Origin of the sequence: Cupriavidus nantongensis, assembly GCF_041726985.1 — a bacterium.
In the GTDB taxonomy this organism is placed as follows: domain Bacteria; phylum Pseudomonadota; class Gammaproteobacteria; order Burkholderiales; family Burkholderiaceae; genus Cupriavidus; species Cupriavidus nantongensis_A.
The window spans coordinates 2169330-2184464 of sequence record NZ_CP168303.1; the positions used below are offsets into that span (position 1 = coordinate 2169330).

Annotated in this window: 12 protein-coding genes; 1 reads left to right on the forward strand and 11 read right to left on the reverse strand. The window is 68.6% G+C overall.

Translation table 11 applies throughout. The features are described 5' to 3' along the window. Positions 1 to 10: 10 nt before the first annotated feature. The 11 genes from carA to gloB all read right to left on the reverse strand — a co-directional run bounded on the left by carA (position 11) and on the right by gloB (position 14247). Positions 11 to 1147 (reverse strand): glutamine-hydrolyzing carbamoyl-phosphate synthase small subunit, encoded by a 1137-nt coding sequence (gene carA / locus ACEI37_RS21205; protein WP_062800720.1) that lies wholly within the window; start codon positions 1145 to 1147, stop codon positions 11 to 13. 357 nt (positions 1148 to 1504) lie between these two features. Next, a complete protein-coding gene (locus ACEI37_RS21210; RefSeq protein ID WP_373378035.1) occupies positions 1505 to 1915 on the reverse strand; it encodes a RidA family protein in 411 nt (136 codons plus the stop codon). 61 nt (positions 1916 to 1976) lie between these two features. After that, positions 1977 to 2402 (reverse strand): acyl-CoA thioesterase, encoded by a 426-nt coding sequence (locus tag ACEI37_RS21215; RefSeq protein WP_373378036.1) that lies wholly within the window; start codon positions 2400 to 2402, stop codon positions 1977 to 1979. Then, positions 2399 to 4096, reverse strand: a complete 1698-nt coding sequence (locus ACEI37_RS21220) for an AMP-binding protein (protein WP_373378037.1) — start codon at positions 4094 to 4096, stop codon at positions 2399 to 2401. Before ACEI37_RS21220 ends, ACEI37_RS21215 begins: the two co-directional genes overlap by 4 nt. Before the next feature lie 70 nt (positions 4097 to 4166). Then, positions 4167 to 5336 (reverse strand): acyl-CoA dehydrogenase family protein, encoded by a 1170-nt coding sequence (locus ACEI37_RS21225; protein ID WP_373378038.1) that lies wholly within the window; start codon positions 5334 to 5336, stop codon positions 4167 to 4169. 6 nt (positions 5337 to 5342) lie between these two features. After that, positions 5343 to 6194 carry an enoyl-CoA hydratase family protein gene (locus ACEI37_RS21230; RefSeq protein ID WP_373378039.1) on the reverse strand — a complete coding sequence of 284 codons (852 nt, stop codon included), beginning with the start codon at positions 6192 to 6194 and terminating at the stop codon, positions 5343 to 5345. A 34-nt stretch (positions 6195 to 6228) separates the two neighbouring features. Beyond that, entirely contained in the window at positions 6229 to 7032 is an 804-nt protein-coding gene (locus tag ACEI37_RS21235; protein WP_373378040.1) for an SDR family NAD(P)-dependent oxidoreductase, read from the reverse strand. Continuing rightward, complete coding sequence (locus tag ACEI37_RS21240; RefSeq protein ID WP_373378041.1) at positions 7029 to 9383, reverse strand: bifunctional salicylyl-CoA 5-hydroxylase/oxidoreductase; 2355 nt, start codon at positions 9381 to 9383, stop codon at positions 7029 to 7031. Before ACEI37_RS21240 ends, ACEI37_RS21235 begins: the two co-directional genes overlap by 4 nt. A 175-nt stretch (positions 9384 to 9558) precedes the next feature. Beyond that, positions 9559 to 11484, reverse strand: a complete 1926-nt coding sequence (locus tag ACEI37_RS21245; protein WP_373380293.1) for a propionate--CoA ligase — start codon at positions 11482 to 11484, stop codon at positions 9559 to 9561. A 144-nt stretch (positions 11485 to 11628) separates the two neighbouring features. Continuing rightward, complete coding sequence (locus tag ACEI37_RS21250; RefSeq protein WP_373378042.1) at positions 11629 to 13305, reverse strand: transglycosylase SLT domain-containing protein; 1677 nt, start codon at positions 13303 to 13305, stop codon at positions 11629 to 11631. Between the two features lie 141 nt (positions 13306 to 13446). Then, entirely contained in the window at positions 13447 to 14247 is an 801-nt protein-coding gene (gloB, locus tag ACEI37_RS21255; RefSeq protein WP_373378043.1) for a hydroxyacylglutathione hydrolase, read from the reverse strand. Between the two features lie 12 nt (positions 14248 to 14259). On the opposite strand from gloB, the gene ACEI37_RS21260 reads away from it, so the two are divergent. Further along, on the forward strand, positions 14260 to 15060 hold the full coding sequence (locus ACEI37_RS21260) for a class I SAM-dependent methyltransferase (protein ID WP_373378044.1): 801 nt from the start codon (positions 14260 to 14262) through the stop codon (positions 15058 to 15060). Positions 15061 to 15135 lie beyond the last annotated feature (75 nt).

Below are 15135 nucleotides of genomic sequence, written 5' to 3' on the forward strand. Positions count from 1 at the left end.
ATTGGCTCGCTTACTTGCGCGCGTCGGTCATCAGCTGGATGAAGCGGTCGAACAGGTAAGCCACGTCGTTCGGGCCGGGCGAGGCTTCCGGGTGCCCCTGAAAGCAGAACGCCGGCTTGTCGGTCAGCGCGAAACCCTGCAGCGAGCCGTCGAACAGCGACTTGTGCGTGACGCGCACGTTGGCAGGCAGCGTGTCGGCATCGACCGCGAAGCCGTGGTTCTGCGAGGTGATCACCACGCGGCCGTCGTCCAGGTCCTTGACCGGATGGTTGGCGCCGTGGTGGCCGAACTTCATCTTCAGGGTCTTGGCGCCGACCGCCAGGGCCATGATCTGGTGGCCCAGGCAGATGCCGAAGGTCGGGATGCCGCGCTCGATGAACTCGCGCGTGGCGGCGATGGCGTAGTCGCACGGCTCTGGGTCGCCGGGGCCGTTGGACAGGAACACGCCGTCCGGATTCAGCGCCAGCGCGTCGGCCGCGCTTGCCTGGGCCGGCAGCACCGTGACCTTGCAGCCGCGCTCGGCCAGCATGCGCAGGATGTTGTACTTGACACCGTAGTCATAGGCGACCACGTGGAACTGCGGCTGCTGCTGCTTGCCGTAGCCCTCGCCCAGCTTCCATTCGGACTGGGTCCATTCGTACGGTTCCTTGACCGACACCACCTTGGCCAGGTCCATGCCGGCCAGGCCGGGGAACGAGCGGGCCAGGTCGATGGCCTTTTGCACGTTGTCCTCGCCGGCCAGGATGCAGCCGTTCTGGGCGCCCTTCTCGCGCAGGATACGCGTCAGCTTGCGCGTATCGATGCCGGCGATGGCCACCACCTTCTCCTGCTTCAGGTAGTGGGCCAGGGTGTGTTCCTTGCGGAAATTGGAGGCCAGGATCGGCAGATCCTTGATGATCAGGCCGGCGGCATGGACTTTCGTGGCTTCGACATCCTCAGGATTGACACCGTAGTTGCCGATATGCGGATACGTCAGCGTGACGATCTGCCGCGAATAGCTCGGGTCGGTGAGAATTTCCTGGTAACCGGTGATGGCGGTGTTGAACACCACTTCGCCGATGGTATGGCCGGAAGCGCCAATGGAATAGCCACGAAAGACCGTGCCGTCTGCTAGCGCGAGAATGGCGGACGGAAAAGACGGTAACACGGGTAGGCTCCTGCTGGACTCACCCCGTGACCGACCAATCGACGCCTCGTGCCTCCCAGGCTGGATCCGTGACGGCGGCAGCGGCATTGCGCCGATGCGGTCGGATCCGGTCGCGGCGTGCTAATTGCGTCACATCTGATGCAGACGGCAACGGCGGCGCGAATGGGGGCGGCGGAAGGTGGAAAGCGGTAGGCGCTAGGGTGAAGGGTTCTGAAAGCGAAACTTTCGAATTATATCCCGAGCCACCCAATTTCTCAAGTTTTCAAGGACTTGCGCGCGGCAGGCGGCAATCCCGCCGCGCCGGCCGCCGCCGCGCTGCCCGTTCTCGCATGCGCGGTTGCACCTGCCGCCGGCGGATTACCGCCGCGGCGGCACTACCGCCGTGACCTCGATTTCCACCTTGGCACGCGGCTCGACCAGGTCCGCCACCTCGACCGCGGTCATCGCCGGGAAGTGGCGGCCGATGATGGCGCGGTAATGTTCGCCGATCGCCCCATAGGCGCCGACATATTCGGCCTTGTCCTTCACATACCAGGTCATGCGCACGATATGTTCGGGTCGCGCGTCGCCCGCCGCCAGAACTGCCACGACGTTGCGCAGCGTCTGCGACACCTGCAGGCCGAAGTCGTCGGTCTCGAATTCGCACTGGCTGTTCCAACCGATCTGGCCGCTGATGAACAGCAGCCGGCTGCCGGCCTGCATCTCGGTCATCATGCCGTTGGCGTAGCCGCGCGGCGGCGCCCAGTCGGGCGGCTGCAGGATCTTCATGTCGTTTCCCTGTGGTTGCTTGTATGGGTGGATGGAATATGGGCCAATGGAAAATCCGGGTTCATGCCGCGGCCACCAGGTAGCGCGCCATGGCCTCGCGCACGGCTTCGGGCAGCGGCTGGGGCGCAATTGCGCCGGTATCGACGCACACCAGCCTTTGCGTCACTTCCATGCGGGTATCGTCATGCGGGCCGGCAAAGCGGACCGCCAGCGTGAAGCTGGACTGGCCAAGCTTCAGCACGCGCAGTTCGCGCGTCAGCACCTCGCCCAGCCGGCTCGGCGCCAGGAAGCGGCACTCCAGCTCGGCCGTGGGCACGCCGGCGCGGCCCTCGCCGTGCATGGCATCGAACGGCCAGCCCAGCGCCTCGCCGAACCAGTCCTCGATCAGGTCGTTGAGCATCTCGAAGTAGCGCGGGTAGAACACGATGCCGGCGGCATCGCAGTGCTTGAAGCGCACCAGCACGGTGTTGCGAAACACGTCGCTCATGGCTGCCCCTGCTGTGACTTGCCACCATTGCTTGCGACCGGCCCCTGCTCGGCCATCTGGCGCAGCCGGAAGCGCTGCAGCTTGCCGGTCTCGGTACGCGGCAGCGCCGGCACGAACTCGATGCGGCGCGGATACTTGTACGGGGCGATCTGGCGCTTGACGTGGTCCTGCAGCGCGGTGCGGGTAGCGTCGTCGGCGGCCACGCCCTCGCGCAGCACCACGTAGGCCATGACCACCTGGCCGCGGCCGTCGTCGGGCGCGCCGACTACGCCGCATTCGGCGACCGCCTCGTGCTGCATCAGCGCGCTCTCCACCTCCGGCCCGGCGATGTTGTAGCCGGCCGAGATGATCATGTCGTCGGAGCGCGCCTGGTAGAAGTAATAGCCGTCCGCGTCGGCGACGAAGGTATCGCCCGGCAGGTTCCAGCCGGCCTTCACATAATTGGCCTGGCGCGGGTCGTCCAGGTAGCGGCAGCCGGTCGGGCCCTGCACCGCGAGCTTGCCGACCTGGCCCGGCGGCAGCGGCCGCATCTCCTCGTCGACGATCTGCGCCACGTAGCCGGGCACCACCTTGCCGATCGCGCCGGGCCTGACCTCGGCCCCGGCGCTCGAGATAAAGATGTGCATCATCTCGGTGCCGCCGATGCCATCGGTCATCTCGATGCCGGTAGCGGCTTTCCAGCTCTGCCGCGTGGCATCGGGCAGCGCCTCGCCGGCGGACACGCTGTGCCGCAGGCTGGAGATATCGAAGCGCGGCGCCAGCGTCGCCATCTGCCGGTAGAAGGTGGGCGCGGTGAAGACGATGGTGGCGCGGAAGTCGTGGATCAACTCGAGCAGCGTTTCGGGCGTGAGCTTCTCCGCCAGCACCGTGCTGGCGCCGATGCGCAACGGGAAGCACAGCATGCCGCCGAGCCCGAAGGTGAAGGCGATCGGCGGCGTGCCGCAGAAGATGTCGTCCGGCGTGGAGCGCAGCACATGGCGCGGGAACAGGTCGCACATCGCCAGCACGTCGCGATGGAAATGCATGGTGCCCTTGGGCTGCCCGGTGGTGCCGCTGGTAAAGGCGATCAGGCAGACATCGTCGCTGGCGGTGTCGCAGGCGTCGAAGGTGTCCGGCTTGCCGGCCAGCGCCGCTTCCAGCGAGCCCTCGCCTTCGCCGTTGAAATGCAGCGTCTGCGCCAGGCTCGGGCAATGGCATTCGCCGCCGGCCTGCTGGTTGGCGTCGAGCTCGTCGCGCAGCCGCACATCGCACAGCGCCGCTGTGACCTGCGCCTTGTCGATGATCTGCTTGAGCTCCCTCGCGCGCAGCAGCGGCATGGTCGGCACCGCCACCAGCCCGGCCTTCAGCGTGGCCAGCCAGCTGGCCGCCATCATCAGGTTGTTGGGGCCGCGCAGCAGCACACGGTTGCCGGGCACCAGCCGCATGTCCTCGACCAGCACATGGGCGATGCGGTTCACCAGCGCCGCGAGCTGCGCATAGGTCACGGTCTCGATGCCGCCGTCGCGGCCGTCGCGACGATAGCGGATGGCGATGCGCTCGCCGCGTCCTTCGCGCACGTGGCGGTCGACCAGCTCCACCGCGGCATTGATGCGCTCGGGGTAGTCGGTGTCGGCATTGAAGCGGAACACCGGCCACTGGTCCTGCGGCGGCAGGCGGTCGCGCGCGAAGGTGTCGAGGTGGGCTGTGGTCGCCATGGCTTGTCTCCTGTCTGCTCTGTCTCGGTACGGCAGTTCGTGGGTGGCGCGGGGGCGCGCGGGTCAGATGTCAGGTCGGCTGCCCGGCCAGCGTTTCGCGCGCGATGATCAGCTTCTGCACTTCGGTCGCGCCTTCATAGATGCGCAGCGAGCGGATCTCGCGGTACAGGCTTTCCACGCGCGTGCCGACCTTGACGCCGAGGCCGCCGAACATCTGCACCGCGCGGTCGATCACCTGCTGCGCGTTCTCGGTCGCGACCATCTTGGCCATGGCCGCCTCGCGCGTGGTGCGCTGCCCCTTCACATCGCGCAGCCAGGCCGCGCGGTAGGTCAGCAGTGCCGCGGCGTCGATCGCAGTGGCCATGTCGCCGATGGCGGCCTGGGTCAGCTGCAGGTCGGCCAGTACGCCGCCGAACATCGGCCGCGTGCGGGCACGCGCCAGCGCATCGTCGAGCGCGGCGCGGCCGAAGCCCAGCGCCGCCGCGGCGACCGAAGCGCGGAAGATGTCGAGCGTCATCATCGCCACCTTGAAGCCCTGCCCCGCCTCGCCCAGCCGGTTGCCCACCGGCACGCGACACTGGTCGAAGCGCAGCGTCGCCAGCGGATGCGGCGCCATCACGTCGATGCGTTCGGCGATGGTCAGGCCCGGGGTGTCGGCGTCGACCACCAGCGCCGTGATGCCGCGCGCGCCCGGGGCCTCGCCGGTGCGCACGAACACGCAGTAGAAGTCGGCGATGCCGCCGTTCGAGATCCAGGTCTTGGCGCCATCGATCACATAGTGGCTGCCGTCCTCCGACAGCCGCGCGCTGCATTGCATCGCCGCCACATCCGAGCCGGCATCGGGTTCCGACAGCGCGAACGCGGCGATCGCCTCGCCGCGCGCCACGCGCGGCAGATAGCGCGCGCGCACCGCGTCGCTGCCCGCCAGCGAGATCGCCCCCGAGCCCAACCCCTGCATGGCGAAGGCGAAATCGGCCAGGCCGTCATGGCGCGCCAGCGTTTCGCGCAGCAAGCACAGCGAGCGCGAATCCAGCGCCGGCAGCGCACCGCCGTGCGCGGCCGGCACGCAGTAGCGCAGCCAGCCGGCTTCTCCAAGCTGCCGCACCAGCGCGCGGCATGCGGCGTCAGTATCGCTGTGGTCGACGTGCAGGTGTTGCGCGCACCAGCCGTCGAGTTCGCGCTCCAGCGCGCGGTGGGTGTCGTCGAACAGCGGCAGATCGAGGTAGGTCTTGTCGGACATGGCGGCTCAGTCCCCTTCGAAGACCGGCTTGGTCTTGGCGACGAAGGCCTCGTAGGCGCGGCGGAAATCGCGCGTCTGCATGCAGATCGCCTGCGCCTCGGCCTCGGCCTCGATGGCTTCGTCCAGGCCCATATTCCATTCCTGGTGCAGCAGCTTCTTGGTCACGCCATGGGCGAAGGTCGGGCCGGCGGCCAGTTGCGCGGCCAGCGCCTGCGCCTGCGCCAGCACGGCTTCGGACGGATGCAGCGCGTTGAAGAAGCCCCATTGCAGCCCTTCCTCCGCGCTCATCGAGCGGCCCGTGTACAGCAGCTCGCTGGCACGGCCCTGCCCGATCACGCGCGGCAGCAGCGTGCACGCGCCCATGTCGGCACCGGCGAGGCCGACGCGCGTGAACAGGAAAGCGGTCCTGGCCTGCGCCGTGCCCAGGCGCATATCGGAAGCCAGCGCCATCATCGCCCCGGCGCCTGCGCAGATGCCGTCGACCGCGCTCACCACCGGCTGCGGGCACGCGCGCATCGCCTTGACCAGGTCGCCGGTCATGCGCGTGAAATCGAGCAGCTCCGGCATCGACATGCGCGTCAGCGGGCCGATGATCTCGTGCACGTCGCCGCCCGAGCAGTAGTTGCCGCCGGCGCCGGTCACCACCACCGCCTTGATGTCGCTGGCGTAGCACAGGCCGCGGAACAGGTCGCGCAACTCGGCGTAGGAATCGAACGTCAGCGGGTTCTTGCGTTCGGGCCGGTTCAGCGTCACGGTGCCGACCTTGCCGTCGGCGGACACCGACCACAGGAAATGCTTGGGCTGGTAGCCGGCAAAGCTGCGCTTGTGGTGGCGCATGTCGAGTGCGATCTCTGTCATGGGTTCTCTCGTTGTCTGCTGCAGTCAGTGTGCTTCAGCCCGCCATCACTTCGCCGCCGGCTACGGGGATCGCCTGGCCGGTGATCGCCGCCGCGGACGGCTGGCACAGCCAGGCCACCGCGTCGGCCACTTCGTCGGGCTGCACCAGCCGGCGCTGCGGGTTGCGTGCGGCCAGCTCGGCGCGCGCCTGCTCCTCGGTGCGGCCGGTCTTGCCGACGATATTGGCGACCGCGTCGCGCACGATGTCGGTTTCGGTATAACCCGGGCATACCGCGTTGACGGTCACGCCCCTGGCCGCGGTTTCCAGCGCCAGCGCGCGGGTCAGCCCGATCACGCCATGCTTGGCCGCGCAGTAGGCGCTGACGTAGCCGTAGCCGATCAGCCCCGCGGTGCTGGCGACGTTGACGATGCGGCCCCAGCCGGCGTCGAGCATCGCCGGCAGCGCCGCCTGCGTGCACAGGAAGGTGCCGGTCAGGTTGACGTCGAGCATGCGCTGCCACAGCGCGGCATCGGTCTTCAGGAATGGTGCGCTATGCGCTTGCCCGGCGTTGTTGACCAGCATCGCGACCGGCCCGTTGTGCTCCGTGGCCGCGGCAAAGGCGCGCGCAACGCTGTCGGCATCGGCAATATCGGCCGTGACATACGAAACCGCGGCGCCTGCCGGGGCCTGCCCGCGCAGCGCCTGCACCGTCGCTTGCAGCGTGCCGGCATCGCGCCCGAGCAGCGTGACGCTGGCGCCATCGGCCAGCAGCCGCCGCGCGATCGCCGCGCCGATGCCGCGCCCGCCGCCGGTGACCAGCGCGTGCCGGCCGGCCAGTGTTGCCGTGCTGCCCGTCATGCCTGCTTCTCCTGCGCCGCGGCGCGTTCGAGATTGGTTTCCAGTTGCCGCTTGCCTGCCAGGTACTGCTTGGGCCAGGCGATGTCGCGATAGCCGATGCGCGCGGCTTCCTGCAGCGTCCACGCCGGGTTGGCCAGGTGCGGCCGCGCGATCGCGCACAGGTCGGCGCGGCCGGCGGCGATGATCGAGTCGACGTGGTCCGCTTCAAAGATCGCGCCCACCGCGATGGTGGCGATGCCGGCCTCGTTGCGGATGCGGTCGGCGAACGGGGTCTGGTACATGCGGCCATAGACCGGCGCCTGGTCGGGGCTGACCTGGCCCGACGAGCAGTCGATCATGTCGGCGCCCGCGGCCTTGAAGGCGCGCGCGATCTCGACCGCGTCATCGGGCGTGATGCCCCCCTCGACCCAGTCATGCGCGGAAATGCGCACCGACATCGGCTTGTCCTGCGGCCACACCGCGCGCACGGCTTCGAACACTTCCAGCGGATAGCGCAGCCGCGCCGCCAGCGAACCGCCGTATTCGTCGTCGCGCGTATTGGTCAGCGGCGAGATAAAGCTCGACAGCAGATAGCCATGCGCGCAATGCAGCTCGAGCCAGTCGAAGCCGGCCTCGGCCGCCCGCCGCGCGCTGGCGACGAAGTCATCGCGCACACGGTCCATGTCGGCGCGCGTCATCTCACGCGGGGTCTGCGATTCGCCCGGCAGGTAAGGCAGCGGCGACGCCGAAATCACCGGCCAGTTGCCTTCCGGCAGCGGATGGTCCATTGCCTCCCAGCCGAGTTGCGTCGAGCCCTTGCGGCCAGAATGGCCGATCTGCATGGCGATGCGCGCATCGCTGTTGGCGTGCACGAAATCGACGATGCGCTTCCAGGCGTCGCGCTGCGCATCGTTCCACAGGCCCGGGCAACCCGGCGTGATGCGCGCATCGGGCGAGACGCAGGTCATCTCCGCCACCACCATGCCGGCGCCGCCGAGCGCGCGCGCGCCCAGGTGGACCAGGTGGAAGTCGCCCGGCACGCCGTCGGTGCAGGAATACATCGCCATCGGCGACACCACCACGCGGTTCTTGAGCGTGACGCCGCGCAGCCGGAACGGCGTGAACATCGGCGGCAGCGGCTGCTGCGCCTGCAGCTTCAGGCTGTCGGCCGGCACCCCGGCCTGCTGCGCCAGCCAGTGCTCGAACTGCGCGACATAGCCGGCATCGCGCACGCGCAGGTTCTCATGCGAGATCCGTTGCGAGCGCGTCAGCAGCGAATAGGCGAACTGTTCGGGCGGCAGGCTGCCGGCATAGCGCTCGACGTTCTCGAACCACTCGGTCGAGTTGCGCGCCGCGTTCTGGATCTTCAGCACTTCCACACCGCGCGTGGCCTCGTAGCGCGCCAGCGCATCGGGCAGGCCGTCGTGGCCGCTGCCACGGATCTCCTCGGCCAGGTCGATGGCATCCTCGAGCGCCAGCTTGGTACCGGAGCCGATCGAGAAATGCGCGGTGTGCGCGGCATCGCCCATCAGCACCACCGACACGCGGCGGCCGTCGGGCAAGGTGTTCCAGTGCACCCATTGCCGGCAGATCACGCGCGGGAAGCGGATCCAGATTGCCGAGCCGCGCAGGTGTGCCGCGTTGCTGATCAGCTTGTTGCCGTCGAGGTAGCGCGCGAACAGCTTTTCGCAGTAGGCCACGCCCTCTTCCTGGCTCATCTGCTCGATGCCGGCGGCGCGCCAGACCGCTTCCGGCGTCTCGACGATAAAGGTCGACGTGTTGTCGTCGAAGCGGTAGGCATGCGCCTGGAACCAGCCGTGCTCGGTCTTCTCGAAGGCAAAGGTGAAGGCATCGAACAGCTTGTGCGTGCCGAGCCAGACAAAGCGGCACTGGCGCGTATCGATATCCGGCCGGAAGGTGTCGGCATAGCGGGTGCGGATGCGGCTGTTCAGGCCGTCCGACGCGATCACCAGGTCGGCCTGGTATTGCATCGCCAGCGCCTGGTCGTCGGACACATCGGTCTCGAACACAAGCTTCACGCCGAGCGCTTCGCAACGGGCCTGCAGGATGTTGAGCAGGCGCTTGCGGCCGATGCCGATAAAGCCGTGCCCGCCCGAGCGGATGGTGCGGCCGCCGATATGGATGTCGATATCGTCCCAGTGGTTGAAGGCGGCGTTGATCTCGCTGGCGCTGGCCGGGTCGGCTTGCTTCAGGTTGTCCATGGTGGCGTCCGAAAACACCACGCCCCAGCCGAAGGTATCGTAGGGCCGGTTGCGCTCGACCACGATGACCTCGTTGGCGGGATCCTGCAGTTTCATCAGCAGGCCGAAGTACAGGCCGGCGGGGCCTCCGCCAATACAAAGCACACGCATCTGTTGCCTCCTGCCGGCTGTGCCGGGCACGCCGAAAACGGCGCACCGATCCCGCACCACACCGCCATCTAGATCAAGATTAAATATTTTATGCTTCAAATATTAGACTGCATCACGACCAATGGCAAGGCGGCGATGCGGTGTGCCGCGGGCGGCACCCCATCGCCCTGTCCTGCTAGCCGTTCAACGCGGCCTGCAACTGTTCCAGCGCGCCCGGATCCTCGATCGTCGTCAGGTCGCCCGGGTCGCGGCCCTCCGCCACGGCCTGCATCGCACGCCGCAGCAGCTTGCCGGAACGCGTCTTCGGCAGCGCATTGACAAACAACACGCGCGCCGGACGCGCCACCGCGCCCAGTTGCTGCTCGACCGTCTTCATCAGCTCGCCCTCCAGCGCCAGCCGCGCCTCCGGCGTGGCCGTGCGCGCCGGGTCGCGGGCGATGCAGAACGCCATCGCGACCTGCCCCTTGAGCGCGTCCTGCACGCCCACCACGGCCACCTCGGCCACGGCGGCGCTGGACGACAGGCTTTCCTCGATCTCGCGCGTGCCCAGCCGGTGGCCGGCGACGTTGATCACGTCGTCGGTGCGACCCAGGATAAAGACGTAGCCGTCGGCATCGCGCACGCCCCAGTCGAAGGTGGAATAGCACAGCCGGTTCGGCACCGCCTGCCAGTAGGTGCGCACGAAGCGGTCGTCGTCGCCCCAGATCGTGCTCATGCACCCCGGCGGCAACGGGCCGTCGATCGCAACCACGCCCTTCTGCCCGGGCGGGCATTCCGCGCCGGTGCTCTCGTCGACGATCTTCAGGTCGTAGCCGTAGGCGGGCACGCCGGGCGAGCCCAGCTTGGGCGGCAGCGCCTCGAGGCCGCGCTGGATCGCGATGATGGGCCAGCCGGATTCGGTCTGCCAGTAGTTGTCGACCACGGGCTTGCCCAGGCCGTCCTGGATCCAGCGCGCGGTCGGCTCGTCGAGCGGCTCGCCGGCCAGGAAAAGCAGCCGCAGGCTGGACAGGTCGTAGCGCGTCAGCCATGCCGGGTCCTGCTTCTTCAGCACGCGGATCGCGGTGGGGGCGCTGAACATCAGGTTGACCCGGTATTGCTCGACCAGGCGCCACAGGATGCCGCCGTCGGGCCGGATCGGCGTGCCTTCATACATCAGCGTGGCCATGCCGGCCAGCAGCGGGCCATAGACGATATAGCTGTGCCCCACCACCCAGCCGATATCCGACGCGGTGAACATGGTGTCGCCGGCCTTGCCGCAGAAGATGTATTCCATCGACGTGGCCAGCGCCACCGCATAGCCGCCGGTATCGCGCTGCACGCCCTTGGGCTTGCCGGTGGTGCCCGAGGTATAGAGCACATAGGACGGCTCGCCCGACTCCAGCCACACGCACGGCACCTGCACGCCGGCGACGCGCTCGCGCCACGCCGCGTAGTCTTCGTCACGGCCTGCGGTGCGGGGCATGTCCGCCAGCTGCCGGTCCACCAGCAACACCTTCTCGGGCTGGTGCGACGACAGCCGGATGGCCTCGTCCAGCAGCGGCTTGTACGGCACCACCTTGCCCGCGCGCGAACCGGCGTCGGCGCTGACCACCACGCGCGGCCGGGCATCCTCGATGCGCGCGGCCAGGCTGACCGAGGCAAAGCCGCCGAACACCACCGAATGGATCGCGCCGATGCGCGCGCATGCCAGCATGGCGAAGGCGGCTTCCGGGATCATCGGCATGTAGATCAGCACGCGGTCGCCCCGCTGCACGCCCAGTTGCTGCAGGATCGCGGCCATGCGGCTGACCTCGCCGTGCAGCTCGGCGTAGGTGTAGCTGCGGGCCTGGTCGGTCTCGGTCGAGACCCAGTGAAGCGCCGGCTGGCTGGCGCGGGCCGCCAGGTGGCGGTCGACCGCGTTGTGGCACAGGTTGGTGCGCCCGCCGACGAACCAGCGCGTGAACGGTGCGCGGCTGTTGTCGAGCACCTGGCTGAACGGGGTTTCCCAGTCGATGCGTGCGGCCTGTTCGGCCCAGAACCCCTCGGGGTCGGCCAGCGAACGGGCATGCACGGCATGGCTTGCCGTCATGTCTGTCTCCTCCGCGTCTGCGGTCGTTGGTATCTGCCCGTAGTGTGCCACTGGCCCGGGCACTCGTGGCCACGGTTTCCGCGCGCCGCCGCACGGGGCGGCGCCGGCACATAAAAAAAAGGGGCGTGCCGCCGGCATCGCCCCTTTTGCTGTTCCAGCGTCGCGCCGGCGGCTGCGTCAGCGCGCCTTGACGCCCTTGGCGCTGGCCTTGGTGCTGCCCTTGGCCGACACCTTGGCCACCGCCGGCGACTTGCCAGCGCGCCGCGGCGAGGCCTCGACCACCACGCGCTGGCGTGTGTCGGCCTTGCCCTTGGCGGAGACACGCACCACCTTGCCGCCCTTGCCGCCCTTGCCCGCAGGTTCCTTGCGGCTGGCCTGCTCGGTGCGCTCGGCCCGCTCGGCCCGGTCCGCGCGTTCGGCACGGGCCGCGCGCACGGCGCCGGCGCCGCGCACCGGCACCATCAGCACCAGGCTCTGCCCGGCCACCAGCTTGGTGCCGGAGAGCTTGTTCCACGACTGCACCTGCCCGGCCGAGACGCCATAGCGCCGCGCCACCGAGGTCACGGTATCGCGCCGGCCGGCGCGCACCACTACGCGGCGCGCATCGGGCAGGTCCGGCTCCATCGCCAGCATGGCGCTGTCGGCCAGGGTGGCGCTGATGTCCTGGTCATGCCGGCCCGAGCGCGGGATCATCACGGTCGAGCCCGCCTTCAGGCGCATGCCCTTGGGGATGCTATTGATCTCGCGCAGCGTGTCGGCATCGACATTCAGGCGCGCCGCCAGCGCTTCGACGCGCTCGCGGCTGTCCACCGTCACCGCGGCCCAGCTCGACAGCCCGCCGCGATAGGTGTTCAGGTTGTACTGGAAGCGCTCGGCGTTATCGAACGGCAGCAGGATCTGCGGATTCGACGCGCCCAGGATCACCGGCCGGTTGAACGACGGGTTCAGTGCCTTGAACTCCTCCACCGACATGTCGGCCAGCTTGGCGGCCAGGTTGACGTCGATGTCGCGCGAAGTGGTCACCGTGACGAAGTACGGGTGGTCCGGGATCTCGGGCAGCTTGACGCCGTACGCGGCCGGGTTGGCGATGATGTTCTTGACCGCCTGCAGCTTGGGCACGTAGTAGCGCGTCTCGTTGGGCATCGGCAGGCTGGCGTAGTCGGTCGGCAGCCCGCGCGCCTGGTTGCGCGCGATCGCCCGCGACACCGCGCCCTCGCCCCAGTTGTATGCCGCCAGCGCCAGGTGCCAGTCTCCGAACATGTCGTAGAGCCGCGCCAGGTAGTCAAGCGCGGCGTCGGTCGAGGCCAGCACGTCGCGGCGCTCGTCGCGGAACATGTTCTGCTTCAGGTTGTACGACTTGCCCGTGCTCGGAATGAACTGCCACATCCCGGCCGCCTTGGCGGTGGACTGCGCCTGCGGATTGAACGCGCTCTCGACGAACGGCAGCAGCGCCAGCTCGGTCGGCATCTTGCGCTGCTCGAGCTCCTCGACGATGTGATAGAGGTAGCGGCTCGAGCGCCCGACCATCCGTTCCATGTACTCCGGCCGCTGCGCATACCACTGGGTGCGATCGTCGACCAGCGTGCCCTCCAGGTCCGTCATGGCAAAGCCGCGCCGGATGCGGTCCCAGATATCGTTGGACGGGCCGCGCAGCCAGTCCAGGCCGCCCTGGTCGACATTGATGGTGGAAGTGGAAGAGAGCGCGGACTTGTCGCTGAGGGTGTTGAGCGGGTCCCGCTTGGCAGTCTGGGCGGTCGCGGCACCGTCGGCGCCTTCAGGCGGCGTGGGGGTGCTGGCGCACGCTGCAAGCAGCGCGGAGCACGCGACCACCGCCAGTAATCGACCAATTTTCATTAAGTTCTCAAATCGTGACGCTAAAAGGTTGCGTGATGCTAAAAAAAACCGCGTATCGCGTCAATCAGATTTTCCACATAGCCGGTATCCGGACGCTGGCCGCCCTGCCTTGTGGCGCAAGCCATGGCGGCCGGCGTGCAGTCAGCGGAAATTGTCCTTCCAGCCGCGCAGCGCGCCGAACGCCTGCGCATCGCCCGCCGGGGTGCCGCCGTGGGCCGACACCGCGGCACGCACCGCCGGCTCGCGCGAGCGCAGGAACGGGTTGACCTGGCGCTCATGGGCGATGGTGGTCGGCAGCGTCGGCTGGTCCGCGGCGCGCAGCGCCTCGACGCGCCGCTCCCATGCCTGGAGCGCGGCGTTGCCGGGCTCAACCGCGCGCGCGAAGCGCACATTGCTGCGCGTGTATTCGTGCGCGCAATAGACCCGGGTGTCGCCGGGCAGCGCCGCCAGCTTGTCCAGCGACGCCAGCATCTGCGCCGGCGTGCCTTCGAACAGGCGCCCGCAGCCACTGGCGAACAGGGTATCGCCGCAAAACACCGCCGGACCGGCTTCGCCGAGGTCCGCGACGTAGGCGATATGGCCGGCGGTGTGGCCGGGCACGTCCAGCACGCGCAGCGTCAGCGCCGGCGCGTCGAGCGTCGCCACGTCGCCCTCGCGCAGCGCCCGGGTGCGCCCGCCGATACGCTCGCCCGCCGGCCCCAGCACCGGCATCGGTTCGCCCGACGGCGCGCGCGGATGCGCCGCCAGCAGCTCGGCCACGCCGCCCTGGTGATCGCCGTGGTGATGGGTGATTACAATAGCGCCCAGAGCCAGACCGCTTTGCGCCAGGAAGCGCTCCACCGGCGCGGCCTCGCCAGGATCGACCACGGCGGCGCAGTGCCCGTCATGGATGGCCCAGATATAGTTATCCTGGAACGCCGGGATCGGCTCAACCTTCAACATGCGCATGCTCCTATGTCCAATCGTCCCAATCACCCGATTGTAAGCTGGGAAGACTGGCTGGCCTCGCCGCCCGGCGAGTACATGCTGCGCTGGGAGGCGCAGCAGTACGACCGGACCGTGACCGACATCTTCGGCTATCACGCGGTCCAGCTGGGCCTGCCCTATATCGACACCCTGCGCGAGAACCGGATGCCGTTCTCGGCGCTGGCGCTGGACCCGTCCAGCGGCCCGCACGGGCCCCGTGCCGCACATCCGGACGCGCGCCAGCTGCTGTGCCGTTTCGACGAACTGCCGTTCGACACCCAGAGCATCGACCTGGTCACCCTGCCCCACATCCTGGAGTTCGCCGAAGACCCGCATGAAGTGCTGCGCGAAGTCTCGCGGGTGTTGATGCCCGAGGGCCGCGTGGTGGTGACCTGCTTCAACCCGATGAGCCTGTGGGGCGCGCGCCAGAGCATGAACCGGCTCGGCGCCACGCCGTTCCTGCCGACCGACGCCCAGCAGATCGGCTTCGTGCGCATCAAGGACTGGCTCAAGCTGCTCGGCTTCGATATCATCCGCGGCCGCTTCGGCTGCTATTGCCCGCCGTACCGCACCGACCGCTGGCTGCAGCGCGCCGCCTTCATGGAAAAGGCCGGCGACCGCTGGTGGCCGATCTTCGGCGCGGTCTATATGATTTCGGCGATCAAGCGCGTGCGCAATATCCGCCTGGTCGGACCCGCGTGGAAAACCAAGCCGGCGCTGGCGCCGGTGTCGGCACCGGTGGCCACGCCTACCGGCACCCACGGCAAGACTCCGGGCAAGGAACGCTGACGCGGTGCGGCCGCGCGCGCTCCGCCCTCGCCCTCAATGCGCCGCCCGACCCGCGGGCGGCCACCACGGAATCAC